The 26,169-nt window shown below is 68.3% G+C and carries 24 protein-coding genes; 8 read left to right on the top strand and 16 right to left on the bottom strand.

Annotated features, from left to right (window positions below; translation table 11 throughout):
• Window positions 1–31: 31 nt before the first annotated feature.
• Window positions 32–2,866 carry an excinuclease ABC subunit UvrA gene (uvrA, locus tag A9179_RS19475; protein ID WP_187807860.1) on the bottom strand — a complete coding sequence of 945 codons (2,835 nt, stop codon included), beginning with the start codon at window positions 2,864–2,866 and terminating at the stop codon, window positions 32–34.
• Between the two features lie 133 nt (window positions 2,867–2,999).
• Here uvrA and A9179_RS19470 point away from each other — a divergent pair, with 133 nt between their 5' ends.
• Together A9179_RS19470 and A9179_RS19465 are read left to right on the top strand one after the other, a co-directional pair.
• Entirely contained in the window at window positions 3,000–4,394 is a 1,395-nt protein-coding gene (locus A9179_RS19470) for an MFS transporter (RefSeq protein WP_187807859.1), read from the top strand.
• Between the two features lie 9 nt (window positions 4,395–4,403).
• Window positions 4,404–4,901: a single-stranded DNA-binding protein gene (locus A9179_RS19465; RefSeq protein WP_187807858.1), complete on the top strand. Its 498-nt coding sequence runs from the start codon at window positions 4,404–4,406 to the stop codon at window positions 4,899–4,901.
• A 72-nt stretch (window positions 4,902–4,973) separates the two neighbouring features.
• Here the strand turns inward: A9179_RS19465 and A9179_RS19460 are convergent, their stop codons facing one another.
• The 4 genes from A9179_RS19460 to A9179_RS19445 form a co-directional block, all read right to left on the bottom strand.
• A complete protein-coding gene (locus A9179_RS19460; RefSeq protein WP_187807857.1) occupies window positions 4,974–6,434 on the bottom strand; it encodes a flavin-containing monooxygenase in 1,461 nt (486 codons plus the stop codon).
• Window positions 6,431–7,393: an alpha/beta hydrolase gene (locus tag A9179_RS19455; protein ID WP_187807856.1), complete on the bottom strand. Its 963-nt coding sequence runs from the start codon at window positions 7,391–7,393 to the stop codon at window positions 6,431–6,433. The genes A9179_RS19460 and A9179_RS19455 overlap by 4 nt, the downstream gene beginning before the upstream one ends.
• Window positions 7,390–8,220: an SDR family oxidoreductase gene (locus A9179_RS19450; protein ID WP_187807855.1), complete on the bottom strand. Its 831-nt coding sequence runs from the start codon at window positions 8,218–8,220 to the stop codon at window positions 7,390–7,392. The genes A9179_RS19455 and A9179_RS19450 overlap by 4 nt, the downstream gene beginning before the upstream one ends.
• A 150-nt stretch (window positions 8,221–8,370) precedes the next feature.
• Complete coding sequence (locus A9179_RS19445; protein ID WP_187807854.1) at window positions 8,371–8,988, bottom strand: TetR/AcrR family transcriptional regulator; 618 nt, start codon at window positions 8,986–8,988, stop codon at window positions 8,371–8,373.
• A 174-nt stretch (window positions 8,989–9,162) separates the two neighbouring features.
• Here A9179_RS19445 and A9179_RS19440 point away from each other — a divergent pair, with 174 nt between their 5' ends.
• Complete coding sequence (locus A9179_RS19440; protein WP_187807853.1) at window positions 9,163–10,287, top strand: M14 family metallopeptidase; 1,125 nt, start codon at window positions 9,163–9,165, stop codon at window positions 10,285–10,287.
• A 247-nt stretch (window positions 10,288–10,534) separates the two neighbouring features.
• On the opposite strand, the gene A9179_RS19435 is transcribed toward A9179_RS19440, so the two are convergent.
• From A9179_RS19435 to A9179_RS19420, 4 genes are all read right to left on the bottom strand, one after another.
• Complete coding sequence (locus tag A9179_RS19435) at window positions 10,535–11,101, bottom strand: COG3904 family protein (protein ID WP_187807852.1); 567 nt, start codon at window positions 11,099–11,101, stop codon at window positions 10,535–10,537.
• Window positions 11,102–11,237: 136 nt separating this feature from the next.
• Window positions 11,238–11,918: a GNAT family N-acetyltransferase gene (locus tag A9179_RS19430; RefSeq protein WP_187807851.1), complete on the bottom strand. Its 681-nt coding sequence runs from the start codon at window positions 11,916–11,918 to the stop codon at window positions 11,238–11,240.
• Window positions 11,919–11,931: 13 nt separating this feature from the next.
• Window positions 11,932–12,378 carry a GNAT family N-acetyltransferase gene (locus A9179_RS19425; protein WP_187807850.1) on the bottom strand — a complete coding sequence of 149 codons (447 nt, stop codon included), beginning with the start codon at window positions 12,376–12,378 and terminating at the stop codon, window positions 11,932–11,934.
• 23 nt (window positions 12,379–12,401) lie between these two features.
• The gene (locus A9179_RS19420; RefSeq protein WP_187807849.1) at window positions 12,402–13,034 is read right to left on the bottom strand and encodes an FMN-binding negative transcriptional regulator; all 633 of its coding nucleotides are present in this window, start codon (window positions 13,032–13,034) and stop codon (window positions 12,402–12,404) included.
• Window positions 13,035–13,135: 101 nt separating this feature from the next.
• Between A9179_RS19420 and pdxR the strand changes: the two genes are divergently transcribed.
• Entirely contained in the window at window positions 13,136–14,608 is a 1,473-nt protein-coding gene (gene pdxR / locus A9179_RS19415; RefSeq protein ID WP_187807848.1) for a MocR-like pyridoxine biosynthesis transcription factor PdxR, read from the top strand.
• Window positions 14,609–14,629: 21 nt separating this feature from the next.
• Here the strand turns inward: pdxR and dapA are convergent, their stop codons facing one another.
• From dapA to A9179_RS19390, 5 genes are all read right to left on the bottom strand, one after another.
• Window positions 14,630–15,508: a 4-hydroxy-tetrahydrodipicolinate synthase gene (gene dapA, locus A9179_RS19410; RefSeq protein ID WP_187807847.1), complete on the bottom strand. Its 879-nt coding sequence runs from the start codon at window positions 15,506–15,508 to the stop codon at window positions 14,630–14,632.
• 293 nt (window positions 15,509–15,801) lie between these two features.
• Complete coding sequence (gene phnE, locus A9179_RS19405) at window positions 15,802–16,569, bottom strand: phosphonate ABC transporter, permease protein PhnE (RefSeq protein ID WP_187807846.1); 768 nt, start codon at window positions 16,567–16,569, stop codon at window positions 15,802–15,804.
• Window positions 16,566–17,393: a PhnE/PtxC family ABC transporter permease gene (locus A9179_RS19400; protein ID WP_187807845.1), complete on the bottom strand. Its 828-nt coding sequence runs from the start codon at window positions 17,391–17,393 to the stop codon at window positions 16,566–16,568. Before A9179_RS19400 ends, phnE begins: the two co-directional genes overlap by 4 nt.
• The gene (locus A9179_RS19395) at window positions 17,387–18,181 is read right to left on the bottom strand and encodes a phosphonate ABC transporter ATP-binding protein (RefSeq protein WP_187807844.1); all 795 of its coding nucleotides are present in this window, start codon (window positions 18,179–18,181) and stop codon (window positions 17,387–17,389) included. The genes A9179_RS19400 and A9179_RS19395 overlap by 7 nt, the downstream gene beginning before the upstream one ends.
• On the bottom strand, window positions 18,178–19,029 hold the full coding sequence (locus A9179_RS19390) for a putative selenate ABC transporter substrate-binding protein (RefSeq protein WP_187807843.1): 852 nt from the start codon (window positions 19,027–19,029) through the stop codon (window positions 18,178–18,180). The genes A9179_RS19395 and A9179_RS19390 overlap by 4 nt, the downstream gene beginning before the upstream one ends.
• 252 nt (window positions 19,030–19,281) lie before the next feature.
• Between A9179_RS19390 and selD the strand changes: the two genes are divergently transcribed.
• From selD to A9179_RS19375, 3 genes are all read left to right on the top strand, one after another.
• Window positions 19,282–20,316: a selenide, water dikinase SelD gene (selD, locus tag A9179_RS19385; protein ID WP_187807842.1), complete on the top strand. Its 1,035-nt coding sequence runs from the start codon at window positions 19,282–19,284 to the stop codon at window positions 20,314–20,316.
• Window positions 20,316–21,416, top strand: a complete 1,101-nt coding sequence (mnmH, locus tag A9179_RS19380; protein WP_187807841.1) for a tRNA 2-selenouridine(34) synthase MnmH — start codon at window positions 20,316–20,318, stop codon at window positions 21,414–21,416. The genes selD and mnmH overlap by 1 nt, the downstream gene beginning before the upstream one ends.
• Window positions 21,417–21,601: 185 nt before the next feature.
• Window positions 21,602–23,242, top strand: coding sequence for a methyl-accepting chemotaxis protein (locus A9179_RS19375; protein WP_187807840.1), 1,641 nt, complete (start codon window positions 21,602–21,604; stop codon window positions 23,240–23,242).
• Between the two features lie 36 nt (window positions 23,243–23,278).
• On the opposite strand, the gene A9179_RS19370 is transcribed toward A9179_RS19375, so the two are convergent.
• Window positions 23,279–24,127: an SDR family NAD(P)-dependent oxidoreductase gene (locus A9179_RS19370; RefSeq protein WP_187807839.1), complete on the bottom strand. Its 849-nt coding sequence runs from the start codon at window positions 24,125–24,127 to the stop codon at window positions 23,279–23,281.
• A gap of 14 nt (window positions 24,128–24,141) precedes the next feature.
• Entirely contained in the window at window positions 24,142–25,542 is a 1,401-nt protein-coding gene (locus A9179_RS19365) for a flavin-containing monooxygenase (protein ID WP_187807838.1), read from the bottom strand.
• 278 nt (window positions 25,543–25,820) lie between these two features.
• Here A9179_RS19365 and A9179_RS19360 point away from each other — a divergent pair, with 278 nt between their 5' ends.
• Window positions 25,821–26,168: a c-type cytochrome gene (locus A9179_RS19360; RefSeq protein ID WP_187807837.1), complete on the top strand. Its 348-nt coding sequence runs from the start codon at window positions 25,821–25,823 to the stop codon at window positions 26,166–26,168.
• Window position 26,169: the final 1 nt, after the last annotated feature.

The raw sequence follows: 26,169 nt of genomic DNA, 5'->3' as shown, positions 1-26,169 counted from the left end.
CATCTGCGGGGCTTTTTCGTTTTGGTGCCGCTTAGGCGCGATCGCGTTCCAGCAACGGCTTGAGGAAGTGCCCGGTGTGCGACGCCGGGTTGGCCGCCACGTCCTCCGGGGTACCGGTGGCGATGATCATGCCGCCCTTGGAGCCGCCCTCGGGGCCGAGATCCACCAGCCAGTCGGCGGTCTTGATCACGTCCAGGTTGTGCTCGATGACGACCACCGTGTTGCCGTGATCGCGCAAGCGGTGCAGCACGTCGAGCAGCTGCTGGATATCGGCGAAGTGCAGGCCGGTGGTCGGCTCGTCGAGGATGTACAGGGTCTTGCCGGTGTCGCGCTTGCTCAGCTCGCGGCTCAGCTTGACCCGCTGCGCCTCGCCACCGGAGAGAGTGGTCGCACTCTGCCCCAGCTTGATGTAGGACAGGCCCACGTCGATCAGGGTCTGCAGCTTGCGCGCCAGTGCCGGCACCGCATCGAAGAACTCGCGGGCTTCCTCGATGGTCATGTCGAGCACCTCGGTGATGCTCTTGCCCTTGTACTTCACTTCCAGGGTTTCGCGGTTGTAGCGCTTGCCCTTGCACACGTCGCACGGCACGTAGATGTCCGGCAGGAAGTGCATTTCCACCTTGATCATGCCGTCGCCCTGGCATGCCTCGCAGCGCCCGCCCTTGACGTTGAAGCTGAAACGGCCCGGGCCGTAACCGCGCGAGCGCGACTCCGGTACGCCGGCGAACAGCTCGCGGATCGGGGTGAACAGCCCGGTGTAGGTGGCCGGGTTGGAGCGCGGCGTACGGCCGATCGGGCTCTGGTCGATGTCGACCACCTTGTCCAGGTGCTGCAGGCCGTCGAGCGAGTCGTGGGCGGCGGCTTCCAGGGTAGTGGCACCGTTCAGCGCGGTGGCGCTGAGGGGGAACAGGGTGTTGTTGATCAGCGTCGATTTGCCCGAGCCGGACACCCCGGTGACGCAGGTGAGCAGGCCGACCGGGATCTCCAGGTCGACGTTGCGCAGGTTGTTGCCGCGCGCGCCCTTGAGCTTCAGCGCCTTCTTCTTGTCGCGCGGGGTGCGGGTGGCCGGGTAGCGGATCTTCTCGCGGCCGGAGAGGTACTTGCCGGTCAGCGAGTCGGGGTGGTTCATCACCTCGTCCGGGGTACCCTCGGCGACGATCTGGCCGCCGTGCACACCGGCGCCGGGGCCGATATCGACCACGTAGTCGGCCAGTCGGATGGCGTCCTCGTCGTGCTCGACCACGATCACCGTGTTGCCCAGGTTGCGCAGGTGGGTGAGGGTGCCGAGCAGGCGCTCGTTGTCGCGCTGGTGCAGGCCGATGGACGGCTCGTCGAGGATGTACATGACGCCCACCAGGCCGGCGCCGATCTGGCTGGCCAGGCGAATGCGCTGCGCTTCGCCACCGGACAGGGTATCGGCGCTGCGATCCAGGGTCAGGTAGTCGAGGCCGACGTTGACCAGGAACTGCAGGCGCTCGCGGATTTCCTTGAGGATCTTGTCGGCGATCTCGCCACGGCGGCCGGTGAGGCTCAGGCTGCCGAAGTAGTCGGTGGCATCGCCCACCGGCAGACCGGTGACCGCCGGCAGGGTCTTGTCGCCGACCCATACATGGCGCGCCTCGCGGCGCAGGCGGGTGCCGCGGCAGTCGGGGCAGGGCTGGGTGCTGAGGAACTTGGCCAGCTCCTCGCGCACGGTGGCCGACTCGGTCTCGCGGTAGCGCCGCTCCAGGTTCGGCACTATGCCCTCGAACGGGTGGGCGCGCTTGACGATGTCGCCACGGTCGTTGAGATAGCGGAACTCGACGTTGTCCTTGCCGCTGCCGTTGAGCAGTACCTGCTGCTGTTCCTTGTCCAGCTCGTCGAACGGCACCTCGAGGCTGAAGCCGTAGTGCGCGGAGAGCGAGCCGAGCATCTGGAAGTAGTAGACGTTGCGCCGATCCCAGCCGCGGATCGCGCCTTCGGCCAGGGTCAGCTCGCCATTGACCAGGCGGCGGGTGTCGAAGAACTGCTTCACGCCCAGGCCGTCGCAGGTCGGGCAGGCGCCGGCCGGGTTGTTGAAGGAGAACAGCTTGGGTTCCAGCTCGCTGATCGAGTGGCCGCAATGGGGACAGGCGAAGCGTGCGGAGAAGATCGTCTCCTCGCCTTCCTCGTCGTCCATCGGCGCCACCAGGGCGATGCCGTCGGCCAGCTTGAGGGCGGTCTCAAAGGATTCGGCCAGGCGCTGCTGCAGGTCGTCGCGCACCTTGAAGCGATCCACCACCACGTCGATGGAGTGCTTCTTCTGCTTGTCCAGCTTGGGCAGTTCGTCCAGCTCGAACAGCTTGCCGTTGACCCGGGCACGCACGAAGCCCTGGGCGCGCAGCTCCTCGAACACCGACAGGTGCTCGCCCTTGCGCTCGCGGATCACCGGGGCCAGCAGCATCAGCTTGCGACCCTCGGGTAGGGCCAGCACCTGGTCGACCATCTGGCTGACGGTCTGTGCTTCCAGCGGCACGTCGTGATCCGGGCAGCGCGGGATGCCGACGCGGGCGTAGAGCAGGCGTAGGTAGTCGTAGATCTCGGTGATGGTGCCGACGGTCGAGCGCGGGTTGTGCGAGGTGGACTTCTGCTCGATGGAGATGGCCGGCGACAGACCCTCGATGGTGTCGACGTCAGGCTTTTCCATCATCGACAGGAACTGCCGGGCGTAGGCCGAAAGGGACTCGACGTAGCGGCGCTGACCCTCGGCGTAGAGGGTGTCGAAGGCCAGCGACGACTTGCCGGAGCCGGACAGGCCGGTGATCACGATCAGCTTGTCGCGCGGCAGGGTCAGGTCGACGTTTTTCAGGTTATGGGTACGGGCCCCACGAATCAGAATCTTGTCCACGAACAGCGGCCTCGTTTGGCGCCTGGAAACCGCGAAGTATACGGCTCTCGGCCGTCACGCGGCAAAGCGTCACGCCTGTGCCGGACGGGCCGCTGCTGCTAGAATCGCCGCCTCGTTTACATGGGGTTTATCGATGCACGATCCGCACAGCGAGCGCATGAGCGCCAGCGAGACCCGCGCCGCGGGCGGCCTGGCCCTGGTCTTTGCCTTCCGCATGCTGGGTATGTTCATGGTGTTGCCGGTTCTGGCCACCTACGGCATGGATCTGGCCGGCGCCACCCCGGCGCTGATCGGCCTGGCCATCGGCGCCTACGGCCTGACCCAGGCAGTGCTGCAGATTCCGTTCGGCATTCTCTGCGACCGCATCGGCCGCCTGCCGGTGATCTACGTCGGCTTGCTGATCTTCGCCGCCGGCGCCGTTCTGGCAGCCAACGCCGACTCGATCTGGGGCGTCATCGCCGGCCGCGTGCTGCAGGGCGCCGGGGCGATCTCGGCGGCGGTGATGGCGCTGCTCTCCGACCTCACCCGCGAACAGCACCGTACCAAGGCCATGGCCATGATCGGCATGAGCATCGGCCTGTCGTTCGCCGTGGCCATGGTGGTCGGCCCGCTGCTGACCCGCGCCTTCGGCCTGGCCGGGCTGTTCTGGGCCACCGCCGGCATGGCGCTGGTCGGCATCTTGATCATCGCCCTGTTCGTGCCGCGCGCCTCCAGCGCCCTGCAGCATCGCGAATCCGGGGTGGCGCGCCAGGCGCTGCTGCCGACTCTGCGCAACGCCGAGCTGCTGCGTCTGAACCTGGGTATCGGCGTGTTGCATGCGATCCTCATGGCCAGTTTCGTGGTACTGCCGCTGGCCCTGGTGGAGCAGGGCGGCCTGCCCAAGGAAGAGCACTGGTGGGTCTACCTCAGTGCGCTGCTGATCGGCTTCTTCGGCATGGTGCCGTTCATCATCTACGCCGAGAAGAAACGCCAGATGAAGCGCGTGCTCTCTGGCGCGGTGCTGGCGCTGGTGCTCTGCGAACTGTTCTTCTGGCTGTTCGGCCACAGCCTCTCGGCGCTGGTGGGCGGCTTCATCCTGTTCTTCACCGCCTTCAACCTGCTCGAGGCCTCGCTGCCGTCGCTGGTGAGCAAGGTGGCGCCGGCCGGCGGCAAGGGCACGGCGATGGGCGTGTACTCCACCAGCCAGTTCCTCGGCGCTGCCGTGGGCGGCATTCTCGGCGGCTGGCTGTACCAGCACGGCGGCCTCGGCCTGGTGTTCGTCGGCTGTGCGGCGCTGGGGGTTATTTGGCTGCTGGCAGCTGCTACTATGCGCGAGCCGCCTTATGTGACCAGCCTGCGCCGGCCGCTCACGGCCCATGCCGTGGCCGATAGCGCACTGGTGGGGCGACTCCTCGCCATACCCGGCGTCAGCGACGCCATAGTGGTAGCCGAGGAGGCCGCGTTGTACATCAAAGTGGACACCCAACAATTGGACCGCGAGTTGCTCGAGCGTGTGCTCGAAGAGGCCGCGGAGACGCATTCAGCTTAGGAGAACGAAATGGCCCGTGGGGTTAACAAAGTCATTCTGATCGGCAACGTCGGCGGCGATCCGGAAACCCGCTATCTGCCCAATGGCAACGCGGTGACCAACATCACCCTCGCCACCACTGACAGCTGGAAGGACAAGCAGACCGGCCAGCAGCAGGATCGTACCGAATGGCACCGCGTGGTGTTCTTCGGCAAGCTGGCGGAAATCGCCGGCGAATACCTGCGCAAGGGCGGCCAGTGCTACATCGAAGGCCGCCTGCAGACCCGCGAGTGGGAGAAGGACGGCGTCAAGCGCTACACCACCGAGATCGTGGTCGACATGAACGGCACCCTGCAGCTGCTCGGCGGTCGTGGCAACAACAGCGAAGGCGGTGGCGAATACGCCCCGCGTCAGCAGCAGTCGCGCCCGGCGCCGCAACAGTCGGCCCCGCGTCCGGCCCCGCAACCGGCTGCCCAGCCGCAGCCGGCCGCCGACTACGACAGCTTCGACGACGATATCCCGTTCTGATCGAAAGCTGCTCCGGCGGTACATGAAAAGGCCCGTAGCCCAACAGCTACGGGCCTTTTGCATTGTGGCCCGTCACTCCCAGTGATAGCTGGCCAGCGGCAGCCTGCGCATCAGGCGCTGGTAGGTCGCCACGCTGCCGGGCCACAGGGTCTGGTTGCGCCCGTCCTTGTCGAGGTACCAGCTGCTGCAGCCGGATTGCCAGACCGAGCCGGCGAGCTGCGCCTGCAGCTGCTCGGTGTAGGCCTGCGCGGCCTCGTCGCGCACCGTCAGGCGCTGCAGGCCCTGGCGCTGCAGGTGGTCGAGGCAGGCGAGGATATGGCCGATCTGCGCCTCGATCATCAGGATCATCGAGTTGTGGCCCAGGCCGCTGTTCGGCCCGATCAGGAAGAACAGGTTGGGCATGCCCGGCGCGCTCACTCCACGAAATGCCGCGGCGCCCTGTTCCAGCCAGCGCTGGCCGAGATCGACACCGCCGGGGCCGAGGATGAAGCCGGGCGGCACCAGGGCATCCATCACCGCGAAGCCGGTGGCGAAGATGATCGCGTCGACTTCCTTGCGCGTGCCGTCGCTGGCGATCACGTGGCGCTCGCTCACTTCGCTGACGCCGGCGGCGATCAGCTCGACGTTGCTGCGCTCGATGGCCGGGTAGAAGTCGTTGGAGATCAGGATGCGCTTGCAGCCCAGCTGGTAGTCCGGTGTCAGCTTGCGCCGCTTGTCCGCCGAGCTGACGTGGCGGGCGATGTGCCGGCGCGCCATGCGACTGGCCAGGCGGTTGGCCAGGCTGCCGCTCTGCATGGCCTTGAGGCGGCCTTCGTGCAGGCGGAACAGCAGGTGGCGGTAAAGCCGCTGCAACGGCGGGCACAGGCGCAGCAGGGTCTTCTCTACTGTGGTCATGCGCCGATCCGGGCGCGGCAGCACCCAGGCCGGCGAGCGCTGGAACACGCTCAGCTCGGCCACCAGCGGGGCGATCTGCGGGATGTACTGGATGGCACTGGCGCCGGTGCCGATCGAGGCGACCCGCTTGCCGCGCAGGTCGTAGCCGTGATCCCAGTGGCTGGAGTGAAACACCGCACCGGTGAAGCGCTCCAGTCCCGGCAGCTCGGGTAGCGTCGGCACATGCAGCGGGCCCTTGCCGAGTATCACGAAGCGCGCGCGCAGGCTGCTGCCGTCGACCAGCTCGACCTGCCACACCTGCTCCGCGTCGAGGTAGCGCAGGCGCTGCACCGTACAGTTCAGGCGCAGGTGCGGGTCGAGGCCGTACTTGTTCACGCAGTGCTGCAGGTAGGCGTGGATCTCCTCGCGCAGCGGGTACTTGCGCGACCAGTCGGCGCGCTGCTCGAAGGAGAAGGAATAGAGGTGCGAGGGGATGTCGCAGCCGCAGCCGGGGTAGGTGTTGTCGCGCCAGCAGCCGCCGACGTCGGCGGCCTTCTCGAGGATCAGGAAGTCCTCGCGGCCGCTGCGCTTGAGCTGGATCGCCATGCCCAGGCCGGAGAAGCCGCTGCCGACGATGAGGTACTCGTGCACCCGGCTCATGGCGCCGGGCTCGCGTTGCTCCCCGTGACGGGGGCGGGCTGCCAGTGCTGCCGGGCGAAGGCGACCATGTCGCGCAGACAGGCATCGGCTTCCGGCAGCAGCGGGTAGAAGGTCGGCCAGACGTGGGCCTGGCCGCGCCAGACGGTCAGCTGGCCTTCGCCGCCGGCGGCGTCGAGACGATCCGCCAGGCGATAGGCGTCGTCACGCAGGGCCTCGTTGTCGCTGACATGGATGGCCAGCGGCGGCAGCCCGGAGAGTTCGCCATACAGCGGCGAGGCCAGCGGCAGGGCGCCATCCTGGCCATCGAGGTAGATGCTCGCGGCGCGCTGGATGGCGGCGGCATTGAACATCACGCAGCTGCGGCCATTGGCCTGCAGCGATGCGCCGCTGGCTAGCAGGTCGGTATAGGGCGACAGCAGGATGGCCGATGCCGGCAGGGCACGGCCACGGGCCTTGAGGGCGAGGAGCAGGGCCAGGGTCAGGCCGCCGCCGGCCGAATCGCCGGCCAGCACGATGGCGCTGGCCGGAAAGGATTGCCGCAGCCAGTCGTAGGCGGCCAGCGCGTCATCCACCGCGGCGGGGAAGGGGTGTTCCGGGGCCAGGCGGTAATCCAGGGAGAACAGCGCGCTGTCAGCCAGCTTGGCCAGGCGGGTGGTGAAGCTGCGGTAGGTGCGCGGCGAGCCGAAGATGTAGCCGCCGCCATGCAGGTAGAGGATGCAGCGCCCGGGGGCGGCGGCCTGCGGGATGTTCCACTCGCCCTGGATCGCGCCATGCCCGCCCTCGCGAATCGCCACGCCAGGCGCGGTCTTGCGTTTGGCGTTGGTGCGCTCCAGCCAGGCGCGGAAGCGCAGGTGGTCGAAGTGCTCGGCGGTGAGAATGGGTTTGAGCTTGCGCCGCAGCACCAGGCTGACCAGGCGCGAACGCAGCGAGCGTGAGCGGATCAGACGGCGTTCGATCATGCCGTCACCTTCTTGCGCAGCCCCGAGGCCTTGCTCAGCAGGCGGTGCACCAGGCCGGAGTGGGCGGTGGGCAGCAGGCGTTGCAGCAGGTCGACGGCCTTGGCGTCGCGGCCTACCAGGATGCGCTCGCGGCGCTGCTCGATGCCGCTGAGGATGATCCGCGCCGCCTCGCTGGGCGGCAGCTTGAGGGTGTTCTGTTCGAGCTTGAGCACCAGTGCGGCCTGATCCTCGACTTCCTGATCGAAGCGGGCGTTGCTGGCGATGCGCGTGCGCACGCCGCCGGGGTGCACGCAGGCCACATGCACGCCGTCGTCCTTGAGTTCCTGGCGCAGCGCCTCGCTGAAGCCGCGCACGGCGAACTTGCTGGCGCAGTAGTGGGTCTGCGCGGCGACGCCGATCAGGCCGAACAAACTGGACAGGTTGACCAGGCTGCCGCGGCTGGCGCGCAGGGCCGGCAGGAAGGCGCGGCTGCCGTACACCACGCCCCAGAAGTTGACGTCCAGCACCTGGCGGAAGGCCTCCGGCGAGGTACTGGCGAAGTCGCCGAAACGGGTGATGCCGGCGTTGTTGATCAGCACGTCGACGCCGCCGAGGCCGTCCTGCACCTGGGCGGCGAAGGCGTTGACCTGGGCCTCGTCGCTGACATCCAGGCGCTGCGTCAGCAGGCTGCCGGCGCCGGCCAGGCGGGCCTGGATGGCGGTTTCCGCCAGACCCTGCTCGTCGCGGTCGGCCAGGGCCAGGCGGCAGCCACGGGCGGCCAGTTGCAGGGCCAGTTCACGGCCGATGCCGCTGCCGGCACCGGTAATCACCACGTTCTTGCTGTGCATGTCCGCTCAACCTCCGCAGATGGTTATGGCGAGATTTCATTGTTCGAGTGAACAGCAATATTTCGGATGATCAGTATTTAGTCAATGCCGCAGCTCCACCCTCGGCGGCGTGAATGACCGGGGGCAGCTGTGGCTGATGATGGGAGCGTGTCAGCGCAGGAGCAGCGCTTCGATGTGCTCGATGATGGCGTCGGACACCGCTTCGTCCTGCGGGTCGCGCTCGGTGGCGATGCGGTACACGCCGGCCAGGGCGAAGTAGGTGTTGGTCAGCCCGGCCAGGCTGAAGCAGAAGTGCTCGAAGGGCATCGGCTTGACCAGCTCACAGGCCTGGCAGGCCTCGTACAGCGGGCGCAGGCGCTGCTGGCTGGGGAGGAATTGCTCGCGCACCAGCCAGTCGAAGCGTTCGTCCTGCTGGCCGATCTGCTGGTACAGCAGCATGGCCATGCCCGAGGAGCGCAGGCACAGCAGCGCATAGCCGCGAATGCAGGCACGCAGGGCCTGGCGCACCTCGTCCGGGGAGGGCGCCGGCGGCAGCTCGGGCAGCGCCGGCAGATCGGCGAAGGCCAGCTTCACCGCCTCGCGCCAGAGGTTGTCCTTGTTCGCGAAGTGATAGGTGACCAGGCCCTGGACGACCCCGGCGCGCTTGGCAATCTCGCGGGTCGAGGCCCCCTCGAAGCCGGCCTGCTCGAACACCTGGATGGCGGGGATCAGCTGGCGGGTTTCGGCCTTGCGCTGCTCGCGCGGCCCGGGGGATTTGCTGGTGCTCATGAACTCTCGGCGGGGCAGGGTGAACCCGGGCCGCAGGCCGGCCCGGTCGGCGCAGTATACCCACGGCCCAGCCGGCGCATTCAACGGCAGGCGGGCCCCCGGTCGGTGCGGCATGGACTTGCCGGCGATGACGCGCTTCAATTCGCCGGTATTTATCCGTTTTCCGAGAACCCCATGAACATTCGCAGTGATTTCGACAGCGGCAATATCCAGGTGCTGGACGCCAGCAACCCGCAGCAGGTGCTGCTGGCCATTCGCCCGGACATCGCCAGTGCGCACTTCCAGTGGTTCCATTTCAAGGCCGAGGGCCTGGTGCCGGGCAGCCGCCACGGTTTCACCCTGAGCAATGCCGCGCAGTCGTCCTACGCCCATGCCTGGAGCGGTTACCAGGCGGTGGCCTCCTACGACCAGCAGGACTGGTTCCGCGTGCCCACCCGCTTCGACCAGGACGGCCTGCACTTCGAGCTGGAGGCCAGCCAGCCGCAGGCCTGGTTCGCCTACTTCGAGCCCTACAGCCGGGCGCGCCACGAGCAGCTGATCGCCAAGGCCCTGAGCATTCCCGGGGTCGAGCTGCTGGCCAGTGGCAAGAGCGTGCAGGGCCGCGACATCCCGCTGCTGCGCGTCAGCCGAGGCGCCAGCGCACCGCGCAAGCTGTGGCTGATCGCCCAGCAGCACCCCGGCGAGCACATGGCCGAGTGGTACATGGAGGGCCTGATCGAGCGCCTGGCCAATGACGACGCCGAGCTGCAGCAACTGCTGGCCAAGGCCGATCTGTATCTGGTGCCGAACATGAACCCGGACGGTGCTTTCAACGGCAACCTGCGCACCAACGCCGCCGGCAAGGATCTCAACCGCGCCTGGCAGGCACCGAGCGCCGAGGAGAGCCCCGAGGTGCTGTTCGTCCAGCAGCAGATGGCGGCCATCGGCGTCGACCTGTTCCTCGATATCCACGGCGACGAGGAAATCCCCTACGTGTTCACCGCCGGCTGCGAGGGCAACCCCGGTTTCAGCCCGCGCCTGGATGCCCTGGAAAACACCTTCCGCCAGCAACTGATGGCGATCGGCGAGTTCCAGGTCGAGCACGGCTATGTGCGCGACGAGCCGGGCCAGGCCAACCTGGCGCTGGCCTGCAACTGGGTCGGGCAGACCTACGACTGCCTGGCCTACACGGTGGAGATGCCGTTCAAGGATCACAACCTGTCGCCCAACCCGCGCACCGGCTGGAACGGCGAACGCTCCAAGCGCCTGGCGCGCGACGTGCTGACGGTGGTGACCGGTATGCTCGAGCAGCTGCGCTAAGCGCTGGTGCAATAAAAAAGCCCGCCAGATGGCGGGCTTTTTCTTGGCTATGTGTCCGGCCGGTGTTGTACCTGGGTGTCCCGCTCTGGATCCCCGCCTGCGCGGGGATCACGAGGTAGGGGGAAGCCTCCGGAGATCCGTCATTTCCGTGGTCACTCGGTCGCTTCCAGGGGCAGGACGTAGGGCGGGTGAAACCCGCGTGCCGGTTCGCGGGTTTCACCCGCCCTACGTGGAACGCAGTACGCGATCAGTCGAGGCGGTAGCGCGCCAGCTCCTGGGGGCTGAGCACGCGCATCTGCTGCGGGGCGATGCTGTTCATGTCGCTGAACAGGCTGGGTGGGATGTTCATGTCGCGCAGGTAGGCCGATGGGCTGTAGCCGCCGGGGCTGCTGGCGGCCAGGGCGGAGTCGCCGGCAGGGAAGTACGGGCGGTGCAGGCCGACATAGCCGCGCACGCTCTTGTCGCGCCCGGCGGCCAGCAGGTAGATGCAGCTGCCCTGGCACACCGCATCGCTGGGCACCAGCGCGTCGAAGCCGGTTTCGCGCAGCAGGCGGCCCATGCGGATCGCCTCGGCCACGCTGCCACCGATGTTGTCGAGCACCACTATCTTGCGGGCGAACTTGCCGGGGTTGGCGCGCAGGCCTTTGAGCAGCGCCTCGTAGTCGCCGGGGGCGATGTCCTCGGCAACCTTGACCGCGAGGATGCGACCGAGGCTGGTGTGTTGCACCGGTTGCACTTCGACCCGTGCCAGGGCCTGGGTCGAGCAGAGCGCTGCCAGGCAGGCCAGGGCGGCAGAAAACAGGGAATTACGCATGAAGCGGGAACATCCTCGGCGGTTGTCGCAGGGCGCTGAAGATACCCTGATCGGCGCCTGCCCGCACGACTGGCGACCGCGGCATGGCATGGCAAGGGACGGTGACTCCGAACCCGTTGCCAATACCGGCGCGGCATCAGCCGCGCAGTGCCTCCAGGCGCTGCAGCTGGCGGCCCTGGGCGTCGAAGTTGGCCGGCGCCAGCCAGCGCTGAAAGGCGTCGCGGCAGCGCGGCCATTCCCCATCGATGATGGAGAACCAGGCGGTGTCGCGGTTGCGCCCCTTGATCACCATGTGCTGGCGGAACAGCCCCTCGTGGACAAAGCCCAGGCGCTCGGCGGCGCGCATCGAGCGGGCGTTGCGTGCGTTGCACTTCCACTCCAGGCGGCGGTAGCCGAGCGTGCCCATGGCCAGCTCGGCCAGCAGGTAGACCGCCTCGGTGGAGGCCGGGCTGCGCTGCATGGCGCGGCCGAAGGCGATATGGCCGATCTCGATGCAGCCGTCCTTGGGCGCGATGCGCAGGAAACTGAGCAGGCCGACGCAACGCTGGCTGGCCAGCTCGATCACGGCGAAGAACTGCGGGTCGGCACTGGCGGCATTGCCGGCCAGCCAGGCGTCGAACGGCGCGCGCTCGGCGAACGGGCCGTAGGGCAGGTAGTCCCACAGCAGCGGGTCGGAATCCGGGCCTTGCAGGGCCAGCCACAGGTCGTCGCCGTGGCGCGCGCTGTCCAGCGGTTCGAGGCGCACGTAGCGACCTTCCAATGGGGCGCGGGCGGGAGCGGCAACGGGTTGCCAGTCGAGTTGCTCTTGCTGGGTCATGGCGGATTCCTGATCAGAACAGTTTGCGGTACTGGATGAAGCCGGAACGGTCGGCGATGCGGTCGTACAGCTGGCGGCCTGTGTAGTTGTCTTCCTGGGTCAGCCAGTGCACCCGCGAGGCGCCGGTGGCCTGGGCCTGAGCGTAGACGTGCTCGATCAGCCGGCGGCCGATGCCGCCGCCGCGCAGGTTTTCGTCGACGTACAGATCCTGCAGGTAGCAGTAGTCGCCGACCGTCCAGCAGGAGCGGTGGAAGATCCAGTGCACCAGGCCCACGGCGCGGCCGTCCTGCCAGGCCAGGGCGGCGTGCATCGGCTCGGCCGGGTCGAGGAAGCGCTGCCAGGTGACGGCGCTGGTTTCGTCGGCGATGGCGGTCTTGTAGAAGCGCTGGTAGCCCTGCCAGAGCGGCAGCCAGGCGGCGTGGTCGGCGGGCGTGATGGCGCGTATTTCGAGGCTGGACATGGGCTTTCCTTGGCGTACGGGATTCAGGTGACGGGGTGCATGCGTGCGGCCATTTCCTGGTCGCGTGGGTCGTGGCTGGCGCTGAGGCCGGCCTGCACGCCGAACTGATCGGCGCTGCTGCGGTTCTGCCCGAGCTTCCATTTGCCCTCCAGGCGCTGGATCGGCAGGGCGAAGCCGACGATGGCGCGCAGCATGCTGTCGAGGTAGTCGCGCGGCGCCTCGCTGACCGCCCAGGGCTGGGCGCGCCCGGCCTCGTGCTGGTCGCTGAGGCGGCTGACCAGTTGCAGCAGGCGCTTGGCGTCGTCGAACACTTCGGCCTGGCCGTAGGCGTGCACGGCGATGTAGTTCCAGGTCGGCACCACCTTGCCGTGCTCGGCCTTGGCCGGGTACCAGGAGGGGCTGACGTAGGCGTCCGGGCCATTGAAGATCACCAGCGTCTGGTCACCGCCGGCCAGTTCGCGCCACTGCGGGTTGGCCTTGGCGAAGTGGCCGTAGAGGGTGCCGAGTTCGCCTTCGCCTTCCACCAGCAACAGGGGCAGGTGGCTGGCCTGCAGGCCGCCCGGGCCCTGGCTGATCACGCTGGCCAGGCGGCTGGCGGTGATCTGCCGGTGCAGTTCGGCGAGGTCGTCCTGGCGGAAGGCGCTGGGCAGGTACATGGTGGTTTCTCCACAACGGGCGCTGGCGTGATGGGCTCATGCTAGGCAGGATATTGGTCTGTTGTAAGAGCCATTTCCTGCGACTTCAATGGAGCCAATCAATGCCGCTTGCTCCGCCGCTGCCGGTCGATCTGTCCGGTATCCAGCTCGATCCCGCCCAGGGCCTGGCGCGCCAGCTGTACCAGGCGCTGCGCGAACGCATCCTCGACGGCCGCCTGGCCAGCGGCGCGCGGCTGCCGGCCAGCCGCGACCTGGCCGGGCTGCTGGGCATCTCGCGCAACACCGTGACCCGCGCCTTCGACCAGCTGTACGCCGAGGGCTATGTCGAGGGGCGGGTTGGCGCCGGCACCTATGTCGCCGCGTTGACCGGCGTGGTGCGCCCGGCGCCGCTGGCGGCCAGCGGGCCGGCGCCGAGCGTGGCATTGCAGCGTTTGCAGGCGCACCACCTGGCGGCGCCGTTGGAGGGCGCGCCACGGGCCTTTCGGGTCGGCGTGCCGGCCTTCGACCTGTTCCCCTTCGAGACCTGGGCACGGCTGTCCGCGCGTTTCTGGCGCAAGCCATCACCGGCGCGCCTGGGCTATGGCGACCCGGCCGGCGACAGCCAGCTGCGCGAGCTGATCGCCGCCTACCTGCGCAATAGCCGCGGTTTGCACTGCGACCCGGCGCAGATCGTGGTCACCTGCGGCGCCCAGCAGGCCATCAGCCTGTGCGCCCAGTTGCTGGTGCAGCCGGGCGACCGGGTGGCCATCGAGAACCCCGGCTACCGCGCCGCCGGGCATGCCTTTGCGGTGGCCGGGGCGCAGCTGCAGGGCATCGCCGTGGATGGCGAGGGCCTGGATACTGCCGCCCTGGAACGGGTCGGTAGCTGCCGCCTGGCCTATGTCACGCCCTCGCACCAGTACCCCACCGGCGTCACCCTGTCGCTGGCGCGACGCCTGGAGCTGCTCGACTGGGCCGAACGTCACGACGGCTGGATAGTCGAGGACGACTACGATGGCGAGTACCGCTACAGCGGCACCCCGCTGGCGCCATTGGCGGCGCTGGATCGCCAGGGCCGCGTGCTGTACGTCGGCACCTTCTGCAAGATCGCCTTCCCGGCGCTACGCCTGGGCTACCTGGTGTTGCCGCCGAGCCTGGCCCAGGCCTTCGCCCGGCGCCGTGCGCTGGACATGCGTCACTCGGAAATCGGCACCCAGGCGGTGATGGCCGAGTTCATTGCCGCCGGGCATTTCCAGCGGCATATCCGCCGCATGCGCAGTGCCGCCAGGAGTCGCCGCGACGCGCTGCTGGCCGGCTGGCCGACGGGTATTCCCGGTTGTGCGCCCCTGCCTGTGGTGGAAGCCGGCCTGCACCTGTGCGTGCGCCTCGACAGCCTGGCCCGTGAGCGCGCGCTGATCGCCGCCGCCGCGCAGGTGGGTGTGGAGGTGAATGGCCTGAGCAGCTACTGGCTGCCGGACAGCGACACCCCGGCGGATCAGCGCGCCGGGCTGGTGCTGGGTTTCGCCGCGGTGCCCGAGGTGGCCATCGCCACGGCCCTGCGGGCCTTGCGCCAGGCCTGGCTGGAGCCGGCCTGACGCCGCCGCGCGGGCGCCACATCAGCGCGGCGCGCCATCCAGCTGCTGCAGCAGGGCCTGCAGGCGCGTGGCGGTGGCCGCACTGCTGGCCTGCATGGGCGCGCGCAGCGCGTCGCAGAGCAGCCCCTGCTGGGCCAGGGCGGTTTTCACCGGGGCCGGGTTGGGCTCGCTGAACAGCGTCTGGATCAGCGGCAGCAGCTGGAAGAAGCTCTGTCGGGCGGCCTCCAGCTGACCCGCGAGCACCTGCCGGTGCAGGCGCACGAAACGTTCGGGATACAGGTGCGCGGCCGCCGAGATCACCCCGCTGGCGCCCAGGCACAGGGCGTTGAAGATCTGCCCGTCCTCGCCGGTGAGCACATCGACCTGGCCTTCGCTCAGCATGGCCAGGGTGTTCTCCGGGTTGTTGCCGCAGTCCTTGATGGCGACGATACGCTCGTGGGCGACGATGCGCCGCAGGGTGTCCAGCTGCAGGTGCACGCCGGTGCGGTAGGGAATGTCGTAGAGGATCACCGGCACGCTGGAGGCATCGGCCAGGGTGTGGAAGAAGCTCACCAGGGCGTCCTGGGACGGGCGAATGTAGTAGGGCGCCGGGATCAGCAGGCCGGCGATCGGGCGCTGCACAATCTCGCGCTGCAATTGCAGCAGCTCGGCCTGGTTGTTGCCGGCCAGGCCCATCACCACCTTCTCCGGCGGCGCCAGTTCCAGCACCGCGTCCAGCACGGCCAACTGCTCGGCCTGGCTGAGAGCGGCGGCTTCGCCGGTGGTGCCGCAGACCACCAGGCCGGCGACATCGCCGGCCAGCAGGTGATCGACCAGGCCGCGCAGGGCGGGAAAGTCGACTGCGCCGGCGTTGTTGAAGGGAGTTACCAGAGCAACCCAGATTCCGTGAAACGATGACATGCGTGTTCTCCTGATGGCTGACCGTATTGTCGGCGTCAGAAGAGCGAAGGAAGTGGGCGGGTGGTGCGGTGGATCGTGGCGCTCAGTCCTGTCAGCTCATCTGACGGGACAGCGCGCCCCGGTCAAATGAGCGACTGTTTCTTCGATTTGTTGGCGGCAACGGCACGACCCTGGGCCTTGGCAGTCAAGCCAATGGCGCGGGAGACAAGGTCGTGAATATGGGGCATGGAAAGCTGGCCGCGTGATCGAGGGCTGATTTTTAGCGGCTGCGGCGCGCGCCTGTCAAGCCAGGGCTAGGCGCGTACCCAGCGCTGGCGGACGCGGTCGCTGAGGCCGTCGACCAGCAGCACCAGCACCAGCATGGCCAGAATCACCGTGCTGGCGCGGGCCTCCTGGAACAGGCTGAGGCTCATGTAGAGCATCTGTCCCAGACCGCCGGCACCGACAAAGCCGAGCACGCTGGCCATGCGGATGTTGTTTTCCCAGCGGTATAGCGAGTAGGCCAGCAGCTGCGGCCACAGGTTGGGCAGCACGCCATAGCAGAAGGCGCTGAGCTGGCTGCCACCCTGCAGGCGGATGGCCGCGGCCGGTTCGCGCGGAGCATTTTCCAGGGCCTCGGCATACAGGCGGCCGAGCACGCCGGCGGTGTGCAGGGCCAGGGCCAGGGTGCCGGCATTCGGCCCGAGCCCGGCCGCCAGCACCATCAGCACCGCCCATACCAGTTCGGGAATCGCCCGTAGAGCATTGAGCAGCAGACGCGCGACACTGCGCAGTGGCCAGCCGAAACGCCCGGCGGCGGGCAGGGCGAGCAGCAGGCCGAACAGTGCGGCCAGCAGGGTGCCGAGGCCGGACATGGCCAGGGTTTCCAGGGCACCGCGGGCCACGGCCCGCAGGTGCCCGGCGCTGAGATCCGGGCTGAGGAAACGCACCGCGTAGGCGCCCATCTGCTGCAGCGCAGTGCCCTCCAGCAGGGTGCGCAGATCCAGACCCAGGTAGGCGAAGGAGGCCACTACCGCGCCGAGCAGGGCGAGCAACAGCAGGCCATTGCACAGCGCCCTCATGCCAGCCTCCCGCGCAGCAGGCGGCTGAGCTGATCGGCCAGCCACACCAGCAGCAGGAAGGTCAGCAGCATGCTGGCCACCTCGGCGCTGGCGAACATGCGCATCGACAGGTCGATCTGCTGGCCCAGGCCGCCGGCGCCGACGAAACCCATCACCACCGAGGCGCGGATTGCGCATTCCCAGCGATACACCGTGTAGGACAGCAGCTCCGGCGCTGCACTCGGCAGGATGCCGTAGGCGAAGGCGCTCAGGCGCCCGCTGCCGGCCAGCAGCAGGGCATGGGCCGGACGCTGGCTGACCGACTCGAAGATTTCCGCATAGACCTTGCCGAGCATGCCGCTGTAGGTGATGGCGATGGCCAGCACCCCGGCCGTGGGGCCCAGGCCCACGGCGCGGACGAACAGCAGGGCCCAGACGATTTCCGGCACGCTGCGCAGGAACACCAGGGTAGCTCGCACCGGCCAGCGCAGAGCCAGCGCCCAGGGCCCCGGCCGGCCACCGCGGGCGGCCGCCGAGCGCGACAGCGCACGGCTGGCCAGCAGGCTGGCAGGGATGGCCAGGAGCAGCGCCAGGGCCATGCCGGCGGTGGCCACTGCCAGGGTCTGCAGGGTGGCGTCCAGCAGCAGGCGGAGAAATTCCGCGTCGTGGGCCGGCGGCCAGAAGGCGCCCAGGAAATGCCCCATCTCGCGGCGGCTGTCGGCCTGCAGCAGCACGCCGGGGTTCACTTCGCTGAGCTGGATGCCCGGCCACAGCACGGCAATCGCCAGCAGGCTCAGGAGCAGGCGCGGCAGGGCTGCCGGGTCACGGTTCGCCACCTTCAGCATCGCGGAATCTGCAGACTCAGGGTGGGCGCGGCCAGGGTCGGCGAGTGCAACTTCTCGTTGGCGTAGAGGGCTTCCAGCAGGGCCTCGCTGACCTCGGCGGTCGGCCGGTCGAAGGCCACCTGGCCGGCGCGGATGCCGATGATGCGCGGGAAGTGCGTGCGCGCCAGATCCACCGCATGCAGGCTGGCCACCAGGGTGATGCCGCGGGTCTCGGCATGCCGGCAGAGAATGCCCAGGCTGTGTTCGGCCAGTACCGGATCCATCGCCGCCACCGGCTCGTCGGCCAGCAGCACCTCGGCCTGCTGGTACAGCGCGCGGGCAATGCCGACCCGTTGCAGCTGGCCGCCGGACAGCTGCTGGCACTGCACGAACAGCTTGTCGGCCATATCCAGGCTGGCCAGCACTGCGCGGGCTCCGGCGACATCCAGCGGGTGGAGCAGGTTGAGCAGGCCGCGCAGGGTGCCCCACTGGCCGAGGCGCCCGGCCAGCACGGCGGTAACCACCCGCTGCCGCGGTGGCAGCGGCGGCGCCTGGTGAATCAGCCCGACCTTGGCGCGCAGGCGCTGCCGGGCACCCGCCGCGAGGCGCCAGGGCGCCTGGCCAAGCAGCTCCAGTTCGCCGCTGCTGGGGCGCAGGGCCGTGGCGATCAGGTGCAGCAGGCTGGACTTGCCGGCGCCGGACGGGCCGATGATCGCTACCCGCTCGCCGGCGGCGATGTGCAGGTCGATGCCGCTCAGGGCCAGGCTCTGGCCATGGTGGAGGCTGGCGCCGCTGAGGCGGATGGTCATTTCAGCAGGTCGGCGGCGCGTGCGGCCTCTTCGATGCCCTTGTAGTTGTCCGGCTGGGTCTCGATGAAGCGCGAGGCGGCCTGCAGGTCGAGGATCGCCTTGTGTTCCGGGTTGGCCGGGTCGAGGGCGAGGAAGGCCTGCTTGATCTTCGCGGCCAGGGCCGGGTCGAGGCTGCCGCGCACCGTCCAGTTATAGTCGTAGTAGGCCGGCGTGGTGGCCAGTACCCGCACCTTGCTGGTGTCGACCTTGCCGGCGGCGACCAGCTTGTCCCACACGCTGGCGTTGAGCACGCCGCCATCGACCTTGCCGGCCTGCACCCAGGCGGCGGTGGCGTCATGGGCGCCGGAATAGGCCACGCGGCTGAAGAAACTTTCCGGCTGGATGCCGTCCTTGAGCATGAAGTAGCGCGGCATCAGGCTGCCGGAGGTGGACGACACCGAGCCGAAGGCGAAGGTCTTGCCCTTGAGGTCGGCCAGGCTGTGCACCTCGGGGTTGGCGCTGATGTATTTGCTGGTGAACTGAGCATCCTGCTCGCGCTGCACCAGGGGGATGGCGTTGCCGGTCTTCAGGCGCACCTGGACGAAGGTGAAACCGCCCAGCCAGGCCAGGTCGAGGCGGTCGGTGGCCAGCGCCTCGACCACCGCCGGGTAGTCGGCCACCGGGACGAACTCGACTTTCATGCCCAGCTGCTGCTCCAGGTACGCGCCCAGTGGCTTGAACTTGCGCAGCAGTTCGGTGGGCGCTTCGTCGGGAATGGCACTGACCTTCAGCACTTCGGCGGCCTGGGTCAGGGTGGCGGACAGGCACAGGGCAAAGCCGGCGGCGAGCGCCAGAGTACGCTTGAGCATAAGGATTCTCCGGTTCAATAGCGGAAAAGGCTTGGTTGGGCGGCTGCGCGACAGAATGGCTGCGTTGCGCGGTGCTCGCAATCCTCATGGGCTACAGCCCACTCCGGTTGCTGCGCTCCGGGCGCCTAGCCCTTCAGCCGCTCGCGCGCCCCCATGAGTAAAGTTGAAAGCGCGCGATTATAGGAGCGACCGGGGCAAAGAGCAGCTTTGCTAGAATCCCGGCCTGTTTCCGTTTTGCCGAGAGCCTTGTCGATGAGCGAGCCGATCCGTTTGACCCAGTACAGCCACGGCGCCGGCTGCGGCTGCAAGATTTCCCCCAAGGTACTGGAAGTGATCCTCGCCGGTAGCGGCGCGCAGAACCTCGACCCCAAGCTGTGGGTCGGCAACGCCTCGCGCGACGATGCGGCGGTGTACGCCCTGGATGACGAGCGTGGGGTGGTCTCCACCACCGACTTCTTCATGCCGATCGTCGACGACCCCTTCGATTTCGGCCGCATCGCTGCGACCAATGCGATCAGCGATATCTACGCCATGGGCGGCGACCCGCTGATGGCCATCGCCATCCTCGGCTGGCCGGTGAATGTGCTGCCGCCGGAAGTGGCCCGCGAGGTGATCCGTGGCGGCCGCGCCGTGTGCGACGCCGCCGGCATCCCGCTGGCCGGCGGCCACTCGATCGATGCGCCGGAGCCGATCTTCGGCCTGGCGGTGACCGGCGTGGTCGACAAGAAGCATATGAAGCGCAATGACACCGCCACGGCCGGCTGCAAGCTGTACCTGAGCAAACCGCTGGGCATCGGCATCCTCACCACCGCCGAGAAGAAGGCCAAGCTGCGTGCGCAGGATGTGGGCCTGGCGCGCGACTGGATGTGCACCCTGAACAAGCCCGGCAGCCGTTTCGGCAAACTGACCGCTGTGCAGGCGATGACCGATGTCACCGGCTTCGGTCTGCTCGGCCACCTGGTGGAGATGGCCGATGGTGCGGGGCTCACCGCCCAGCTGGACTACGCTGCCGTGCCGCGCCTGCCGGGCGTCGACTACTACCTGGCCGAGGGCTGCGTGCCCGGCGGCACCCTGCGCAACTTCGACAGCTACGGCGAGAAGATCGCGCCGATCTCCGCGGAGCAACGCGACCTGCTGTGCGACCCGCAGACCAGCGGTGGCCTGCTGGTGGCGGTGGCGCCGGAGGGCGAGGCCGAGTTCCTCGCTGTGGCCGCCGAGCTGGGCTTGCAGCTGTCGCCCATCGGCCAGCTGGTCGAGCGACAGGGTCACGCGGTAGAGGTGCTGTGATGCGCGACAACACCGCCGACTACCGCCAGCTGTTCCTCGCCGATGTGCCCATGATGGATATGCGCGCCCCGGTGGAGTTCGCCAAGGGCGCCTTCCCCGCCACTGTCAACCTGCCGCTGATGACCGATATCGAGCGGCAGAAGGTCGGCACCTGTTACAAGCAGAAGGGCCAGCAGGCGGCCATCGAACTGGGCCACCAGCTGGTCTCGGGCCAGACCAAGGCCGAGCGCATCGAGGCCTGGGCTGCCTTCGCCAAGGCCAATCCGAATGGCTACCTGTACTGCTTCCGCGGCGGCCTGCGCTCGCAGATCGTCCAGCAGTGGCTGGCGGAGGCAGGCATCGATTACCCGCGAGTGCTTGGCGGCTACAAGGCGATGCGCGGCTTTCTTCTGGAGACCACCCAGCAGGCGGTTGCCCAGTGCGACTTCGTCAGCGTTGGCGGCATGACCGGTACCGGCAAGACCGAGGTGCTCGCCGCCCTGGACAACGCCCTGGATCTGGAGGGGCATGCCAACCATCGTGGTTCCAGCTTCGGCAAGCGCGCCACCGGCCAGCCGGCGCAGATCGACTTCGAGAACCGTCTGGCTATCGATCTGCTGAAAAAACGGGCGGCCGGCCATCGCCAGTTCGTGCTTGAGGACGAAGGGCGCATCGTCGGCAGCTGCACTGTGCCCCTGGAGCTGTACCAGGGCATGCAGCGCTACCCGCTGGTGTGGCTGGAAGACAGCTTTGCCAATCGCGTGGAGCGCATCCTGCGCGACTATGTCACCGGCCTGTGTGCCGAGTTCGTCGCCCTGCATGGTGCGGAGCAGGGCTTCGTGCTGTTCGCCGAGCGGCTGCAGCAGAGCATGGCGAATATCCTCAAGCGCCTCGGCGGCGAGCGCTACCAGCGGCTTTCGGCCATCCTGGCCGAGGCGCTGGCCGAGCAGCAGCGCAGCGGCGCGGTGGATCTGCACCGGGCCTGGATCGAGGGGCTGCTCAGCGAGTACTACGATCCGATGTACGCCTACCAGCGCGACAGCAAGAGCTCGCGCATCGAGTTCGCCGGCGATCGTACGGCGGTGCTGGAGTACCTGCGCCAGCGCACGGCGCGAGGCTAGTTGCGGCCTGCGCCGTATGGCGGGAGGTTCGTCGGCAATCGGCAGGGCAGACTAGACTGGGCGGCTACGACGAATGGCTCTGCGGCGGCTACAGGCAATTGGCCACTAAAGTTTTACCGGCGCCAACCGTCATATGGGAGGCCGCCACCCGCCGCGGCCACTTGCCACCAGATGGAACTGTCGTCATGTCGCTGCGCAATCTCAGCCTGCAAACCAAGCTTTTGCTGGCCTTCACCCTGGTCAACCTGATCAGCATTGCCGCCTTCATCAGCTATGCCCAGTACGCCAAGTCGCTGGATATCCGCGCGCAGATGGACAACCGCCTGCGTGCCGCCGCCCACGCGGTGCCACGCCTGCTCGGCGACGACTACCTGGATCGCGCGCGCAGTGCCGACGGCCTAAAGGACGGCGAGTACCTGGCCCAGGTACGCAACCTCGGCGAATACGCGGCCGAGGTCGACCTCAAGTTCGCCTACACCATGATGGTGGATGCCGGCGGCCAGGTGTTCTACCTCTCCGACGGCGCCAGTGCCGAGGACATCGCCGGCGACAGCTATGCCAAGCACCTGGAGCACTACACCGACGCCAGCCCGGCGGTGACCCAGGCGGCGCGCAGTGGCCAGGTGCAGTACGACGAATACACCGACAGCTACGGCAGCTTCCGCTCGATCTTCCTGCCGCTGCACACCGCCAGTGGCCAGTCCTTCGTGGTGGGCGTGGACGTCACCCTCGACAGCCTCACCCAGGCCATCAATGACAGCCTGCGCAGCCTGCTGCTGATCGGCGCCGCCACCCTCGGCGTCGGCCTGCTGCTGTCCTGGCTGGCCGCGCGCATGCTGGTGCATGCCATCCTGCGCCTGACCGGGCAGCTCAATCACATCGCCGACAGCCGCGACCTGTCGCGGCCCATCGCCCTGGTCAGCGGCGACGAGCTGGGGCAGATGGGCGCGCGCCTGTCCGGCCTGCTGCAGGATCTGCGGCAGACCCTGGCCGGCGCCCTGGGCATGGCCGACAGCAACCAGCAGCTGGCCGACACCTTCCTCCATCGTGCCGACGACATCACCCGGCAAATCCAGCAGGCCGCCGGCCAACTGGCCGACGTCGACCAGCACGGCCAGTCGATCCAGCATGCGGCCGGGCATTCTTCCAGCCTGGCCGGCGCGGTGCGGGCCAACCTGGAGCGCGCCAGCGGCGAGCTGAGCCGTGCCCATCACGAACTGCAACGGCTGATCGGCGACGTGCACGGCAGCACCTCGGCCAATGTCGGCCTGGCCACCGACCTGGAGCGCCTGAGCAGCGAGGCCGAACAGATCGGCCAGGTGCTGCAGATGATCGCCGGCATCTCCGAACAGACCAACCTGCTGGCGCTCAACGCCGCCATCGAAGCGGCACGTGCCGGCGAGGCCGGGCGCGGTTTCGCCGTGGTCGCCGACGAGGTGCGCAAGCTGGCCGGGCAGACCCAGAGCGTGCTGGGCGAGGCGCATCAGGTGATCGACAAGGTCACCGGCGCGATCCGCCAGATCGCCCAGCGCATGAGCAGCACCGCCGAGCGCTCGCAGGCCCTGGCCGGCGACGCCGACGAGGCGCTGGAAGCGCTCGACACCCTGGTGCAGCAGATGGGCCAGGTGAGCCACACGGTGGAGCAGGCGCTGACCAGCAGCGAGGAAATCCAGCACGCCGTGGCCGACATGTCCGGGCGCCTGGGCAGCATGCGCGACGCCTTCGAGCACACCCGCCAGGACGTCGACGCGATCAACCGCTCCGCCGCCGAACTGGGCTCCACCGCCCGCGCGCTCAAGGGCGGGCTGGGCGTGTTCCGCACCTGAGCAGAAGTCGGGGCGGCCACAGTCGTCCCGCGTCCTTCACTTCAACTCCCAACGGCCGTTCAGCTGCTGCGCCAGGCCGCGCGCGGCGAGGGATTCCAGGTAGCGCTGGCGACCTTTTTCGCCGCGCTTTCTGAACAGCCGGATGCTCTGCGGCAGCCAGTTAGGCAGCAGCATGGCCAGGCTGGCGAGCCACGCCTCGCTGGCCTTGGGCGTACGCTCCAGGCAGGGTTTGTCGAGCATCAGCAGCACCTGGGCGGCGACGTCTTCCGGTTGCTGTGGCGGATCGATGAACTGCAGGGCGTTGCCGCCGGCGATGGCTTCCTGGTACAGCATCGGCGTCTCGGTGGCGGTCGGCAGGATCGAGCCGACCCGGATGCCCTTGGCCGCCAGATCCAGGCCGATCGACAGCATGGCGCCGCGCAGGCCGAACTTGCTGGCGGCGTAGATCGGCGTTTCCGGCAGCGGGAAGATGCCGCCCAGCGACACCGTGCTGATCACCCGCGCATCGGCCGAGCGCTGTAGCAGCGGGATGGCCAGGCGGGTGAGCACCAGCGGCGCGATCAGGTTGATGTTCAGCTCGCCGAGGATGCTTTCCACCGAGCGCTCGTCGAAGGCTTCGACGTGGGCGATGCCGGCGTTGTTGATCAGGATGTCGAGGCGGCCGAACTGTTCCTCGACCTGCTCCAGCACCCGCGCCAGGGTGGCGTGGTCGGTAAGGTCGACGGCGTAGGGCGTGGCCCGCTCGCCAAGGCGCTCGGCCAGTTGCTGCAGGCGCGCGGCGTCGATATCCAGCAGCACCAGGTGCATGCCGCGCTCGTGCAGGCGTTGGCAGATGGCCTGGCCGATACCGCCGGCCGCGCCGGTGATCAGGACGACTTCGTGCATGCTCGGCTCCCGGCTCAGACGGCTTGCTGCGGATGCTGCAGCGCTGCCGGCGAGGCGCCGCTGCTGGTGCTGCGCAGGCCGGCGTAGTAGCCGTCGTCCAGCTCGCCCCAGCCCATCTGCCGGCGCAGCTTGCGCAGGTGGGTCTTGAGCGCGTGCACTTCCAGGTACACCTCGTGGCGCTGCGACTTGATGAAGTCGATGCCGCCGGACAGATCCGGATCGTCCTCGGCGATCAGCTGCTCGAACTGGCGCGCCTGCTCGGGGCGCTGCAGCTGGTCGCGCAGGTAGCTGGCCACCGCGTGGGCCTCGTTGTCGAACAGCTTGTAGGCGCTGGAGTTGGTTTCCAGGTAGCCGATGCCGAACAGGTTGTGGTGCTGGCGGCTGAAGATCGACAGGTACAGCTGCGGCCGCCCGCCCTTCCACTCGAAGTAGTCGGCGGCGTACTTGCAGCTCCACCGGTAGCCGGTGGCGTAGAGGGCCAGGTCGATCGGCTCGCGGCTGCCGTCCTTGAACACTGCGTAATCGCCGTCGAAGTGGTCGAGGTCGGGCTTGGCCTGGATGTCGCCGTGCTGCAGGTAGTGCAGCAGCTGGGTGTTCATCAGCGGGTGGCTCTCGAACAGCTTGTGATCCGGCTTGGGCAGGCCGAAGCGGGTCAGGTCGCCGTTGATCAGGCGCAGGATCAGGCTGAACAGCGGGCGTACTAGCCAGATCGGCAGGTGCGGGCCTTTCTCGCTGACCTCGTCGGCGGGCAGGCCGAACAGATGCTTGGGAATGAAGTGGTAGCCGCGGCGCAGGCTGATAAAGGCCTTCTCCGCGTGGGTCGCCGCATCGCAGGCGATGTCCGCGCCGGAGTTGCCGGCACCTATGATCAGCACGCGCTTGCCGTTGAATTCGGCGGCCTTCTTGAAGGTCACCGAGTGACGGATCTCGCCGTTGAACTGGCCCTTCACCGCCGGCATGTTCGGGTCCCAGTTGCAGCCGGTGGCGCACACCACGGCGCGGTAGCCGCGCCGCTCGCCGCCCTGCAGGGTCACCTGCCAGCGGCCGTCCTCGCGCTTGGCCACATGCTCGACGGCGGTGTTGAAACGGATCTTGTCGTACAGCTCGAAGGTGCGGGCGAAGGAACGGGCATATTCGAGGATCTGCCGGTTGCTCGGGTAGTCGGGGAAGTGCTTGGGCATCGGAAAGTCGAGGAAGCCGGAGAGGTCGCGCGAGGAGATGAAGTGCGCGGACTCGTACATCGGCGTGCCGGGGTTGCTCATGTCCCACACGCCGCCGACATCGCTGTGCCGTTCGAACTGCTCGTAGGCCAGGCCCTGGCGCTTCAGCGCGCGGGCCATGCACAGGCCGCCGGGGCCGGCGCCGATGATGCACACGGCATCGCCGCAATCCTGGATGGTGTTGGCTGTGCTCACGGGACGCTCCGCGCTGGTTGGTGGCGATGGTTTCACGTTAGCCAAGCAGGCGCCGGCCAGGCAGGGGCGTAATGGCCGCGAAAGAGGGCTGCAACGGCCAGTCGACACGTGCCGGGTTTTGGCCGTTTAGCTGTTCCTGGCTGGCCGTTTGAGACCTCATACGCTTGGCGCCGCTGCTTTAGTGTGGCGCTATCGAGATGAGCGAATGCGCGGAGGGGACTATGCGGGCAGGGCGAAACGGGGGGCGCAGAGCGGCCGGTGTCTGGCGTGGCTGGTTCATGCTGCTGGGGCTGGGCGTGTTGCTGGCGGGCTGCGGCGGCGAGGACTCGCCGCAGGCACGGGCGGCCGCCGCGCAGCGCATGCCGGAGGATGCGGCGCTGGCGCAGCTGTATGGCGCCAGCTGCAAGCAGTGCCATGCCAACCCCGGCGCCGGTGCGCCGCTGACCGGTGATGCCGAGGCCTGGGCACCACGCCTGGAAAAGGGCATGGATACGCTGCTCGAGCACAGCATCAATGGCTTCCAGGCCATGCCGCCGCTGGGGCTGTGCATGCAGTGCTCGGAGGCGGACTTCCGCGCGCTGATCGGCTTCATGGCGGCCCAGCCGCAGCCAGCGGAGGGCCACTGAC

Source organism: Pseudomonas alcaligenes (assembly GCF_014490745.1).
GTDB lineage: Bacteria > Pseudomonadota > Gammaproteobacteria > Pseudomonadales > Pseudomonadaceae > Aquipseudomonas > Aquipseudomonas alcaligenes_C.
This window is presented reverse-complemented; position numbering and strand designations above follow the sequence as displayed.

What these genes read in the sequence shown, in the direction of transcription:
- A9179_RS19395 (WP_187807844.1), bottom strand. Translation starts at nt 18,181, where the DNA reads ATGACCATCCGCCTCAGCGGCGCCAGCCTCCACCATGGCCAGAGCCTG.
- pdxR (WP_187807848.1), top strand. Translation starts at nt 13,136, where the DNA reads ATGCCGCTTGCTCCGCCGCTGCCGGTCGATCTGTCCGGTATCCAGCTC.
- A9179_RS19375 (WP_187807840.1), top strand. Translation starts at nt 21,602, where the DNA reads ATGTCGCTGCGCAATCTCAGCCTGCAAACCAAGCTTTTGCTGGCCTTC.
- A9179_RS19390 (WP_187807843.1), bottom strand. Translation starts at nt 19,029, where the DNA reads ATGCTCAAGCGTACTCTGGCGCTCGCCGCCGGCTTTGCCCTGTGCCTG.
- A9179_RS19465 (WP_187807858.1), top strand. Translation starts at nt 4,404, where the DNA reads ATGGCCCGTGGGGTTAACAAAGTCATTCTGATCGGCAACGTCGGCGGC.
- mnmH (WP_187807841.1), top strand. Translation starts at nt 20,316, where the DNA reads ATGCGCGACAACACCGCCGACTACCGCCAGCTGTTCCTCGCCGATGTG.
- A9179_RS19425 (WP_187807850.1), bottom strand. Translation starts at nt 12,378, where the DNA reads ATGTCCAGCCTCGAAATACGCGCCATCACGCCCGCCGACCACGCCGCC.
- A9179_RS19470 (WP_187807859.1), top strand. Translation starts at nt 3,000, where the DNA reads ATGCACGATCCGCACAGCGAGCGCATGAGCGCCAGCGAGACCCGCGCC.
- A9179_RS19460 (WP_187807857.1), bottom strand. Translation starts at nt 6,434, where the DNA reads ATGAGCCGGGTGCACGAGTACCTCATCGTCGGCAGCGGCTTCTCCGGC.
- selD (WP_187807842.1), top strand. Translation starts at nt 19,282, where the DNA reads ATGAGCGAGCCGATCCGTTTGACCCAGTACAGCCACGGCGCCGGCTGC.
- A9179_RS19435 (WP_187807852.1), bottom strand. Translation starts at nt 11,101, where the DNA reads ATGCGTAATTCCCTGTTTTCTGCCGCCCTGGCCTGCCTGGCAGCGCTC.
- A9179_RS19360 (WP_187807837.1), top strand. Translation starts at nt 25,821, where the DNA reads ATGCTGCTGGGGCTGGGCGTGTTGCTGGCGGGCTGCGGCGGCGAGGAC.
- A9179_RS19420 (WP_187807849.1), bottom strand. Translation starts at nt 13,034, where the DNA reads ATGTACCTGCCCAGCGCCTTCCGCCAGGACGACCTCGCCGAACTGCAC.
- A9179_RS19455 (WP_187807856.1), bottom strand. Translation starts at nt 7,393, where the DNA reads ATGATCGAACGCCGTCTGATCCGCTCACGCTCGCTGCGTTCGCGCCTG.
- A9179_RS19370 (WP_187807839.1), bottom strand. Translation starts at nt 24,127, where the DNA reads ATGCACGAAGTCGTCCTGATCACCGGCGCGGCCGGCGGTATCGGCCAG.
- A9179_RS19450 (WP_187807855.1), bottom strand. Translation starts at nt 8,220, where the DNA reads ATGCACAGCAAGAACGTGGTGATTACCGGTGCCGGCAGCGGCATCGGC.
- A9179_RS19430 (WP_187807851.1), bottom strand. Translation starts at nt 11,918, where the DNA reads ATGACCCAGCAAGAGCAACTCGACTGGCAACCCGTTGCCGCTCCCGCC.
- A9179_RS19440 (WP_187807853.1), top strand. Translation starts at nt 9,163, where the DNA reads ATGAACATTCGCAGTGATTTCGACAGCGGCAATATCCAGGTGCTGGAC.
- phnE (WP_187807846.1), bottom strand. Translation starts at nt 16,569, where the DNA reads ATGAGGGCGCTGTGCAATGGCCTGCTGTTGCTCGCCCTGCTCGGCGCG.
- A9179_RS19445 (WP_187807854.1), bottom strand. Translation starts at nt 8,988, where the DNA reads ATGAGCACCAGCAAATCCCCCGGGCCGCGCGAGCAGCGCAAGGCCGAA.
- dapA (WP_187807847.1), bottom strand. Translation starts at nt 15,508, where the DNA reads ATGTCATCGTTTCACGGAATCTGGGTTGCTCTGGTAACTCCCTTCAAC.
- A9179_RS19400 (WP_187807845.1), bottom strand. Translation starts at nt 17,393, where the DNA reads ATGCTGAAGGTGGCGAACCGTGACCCGGCAGCCCTGCCGCGCCTGCTC.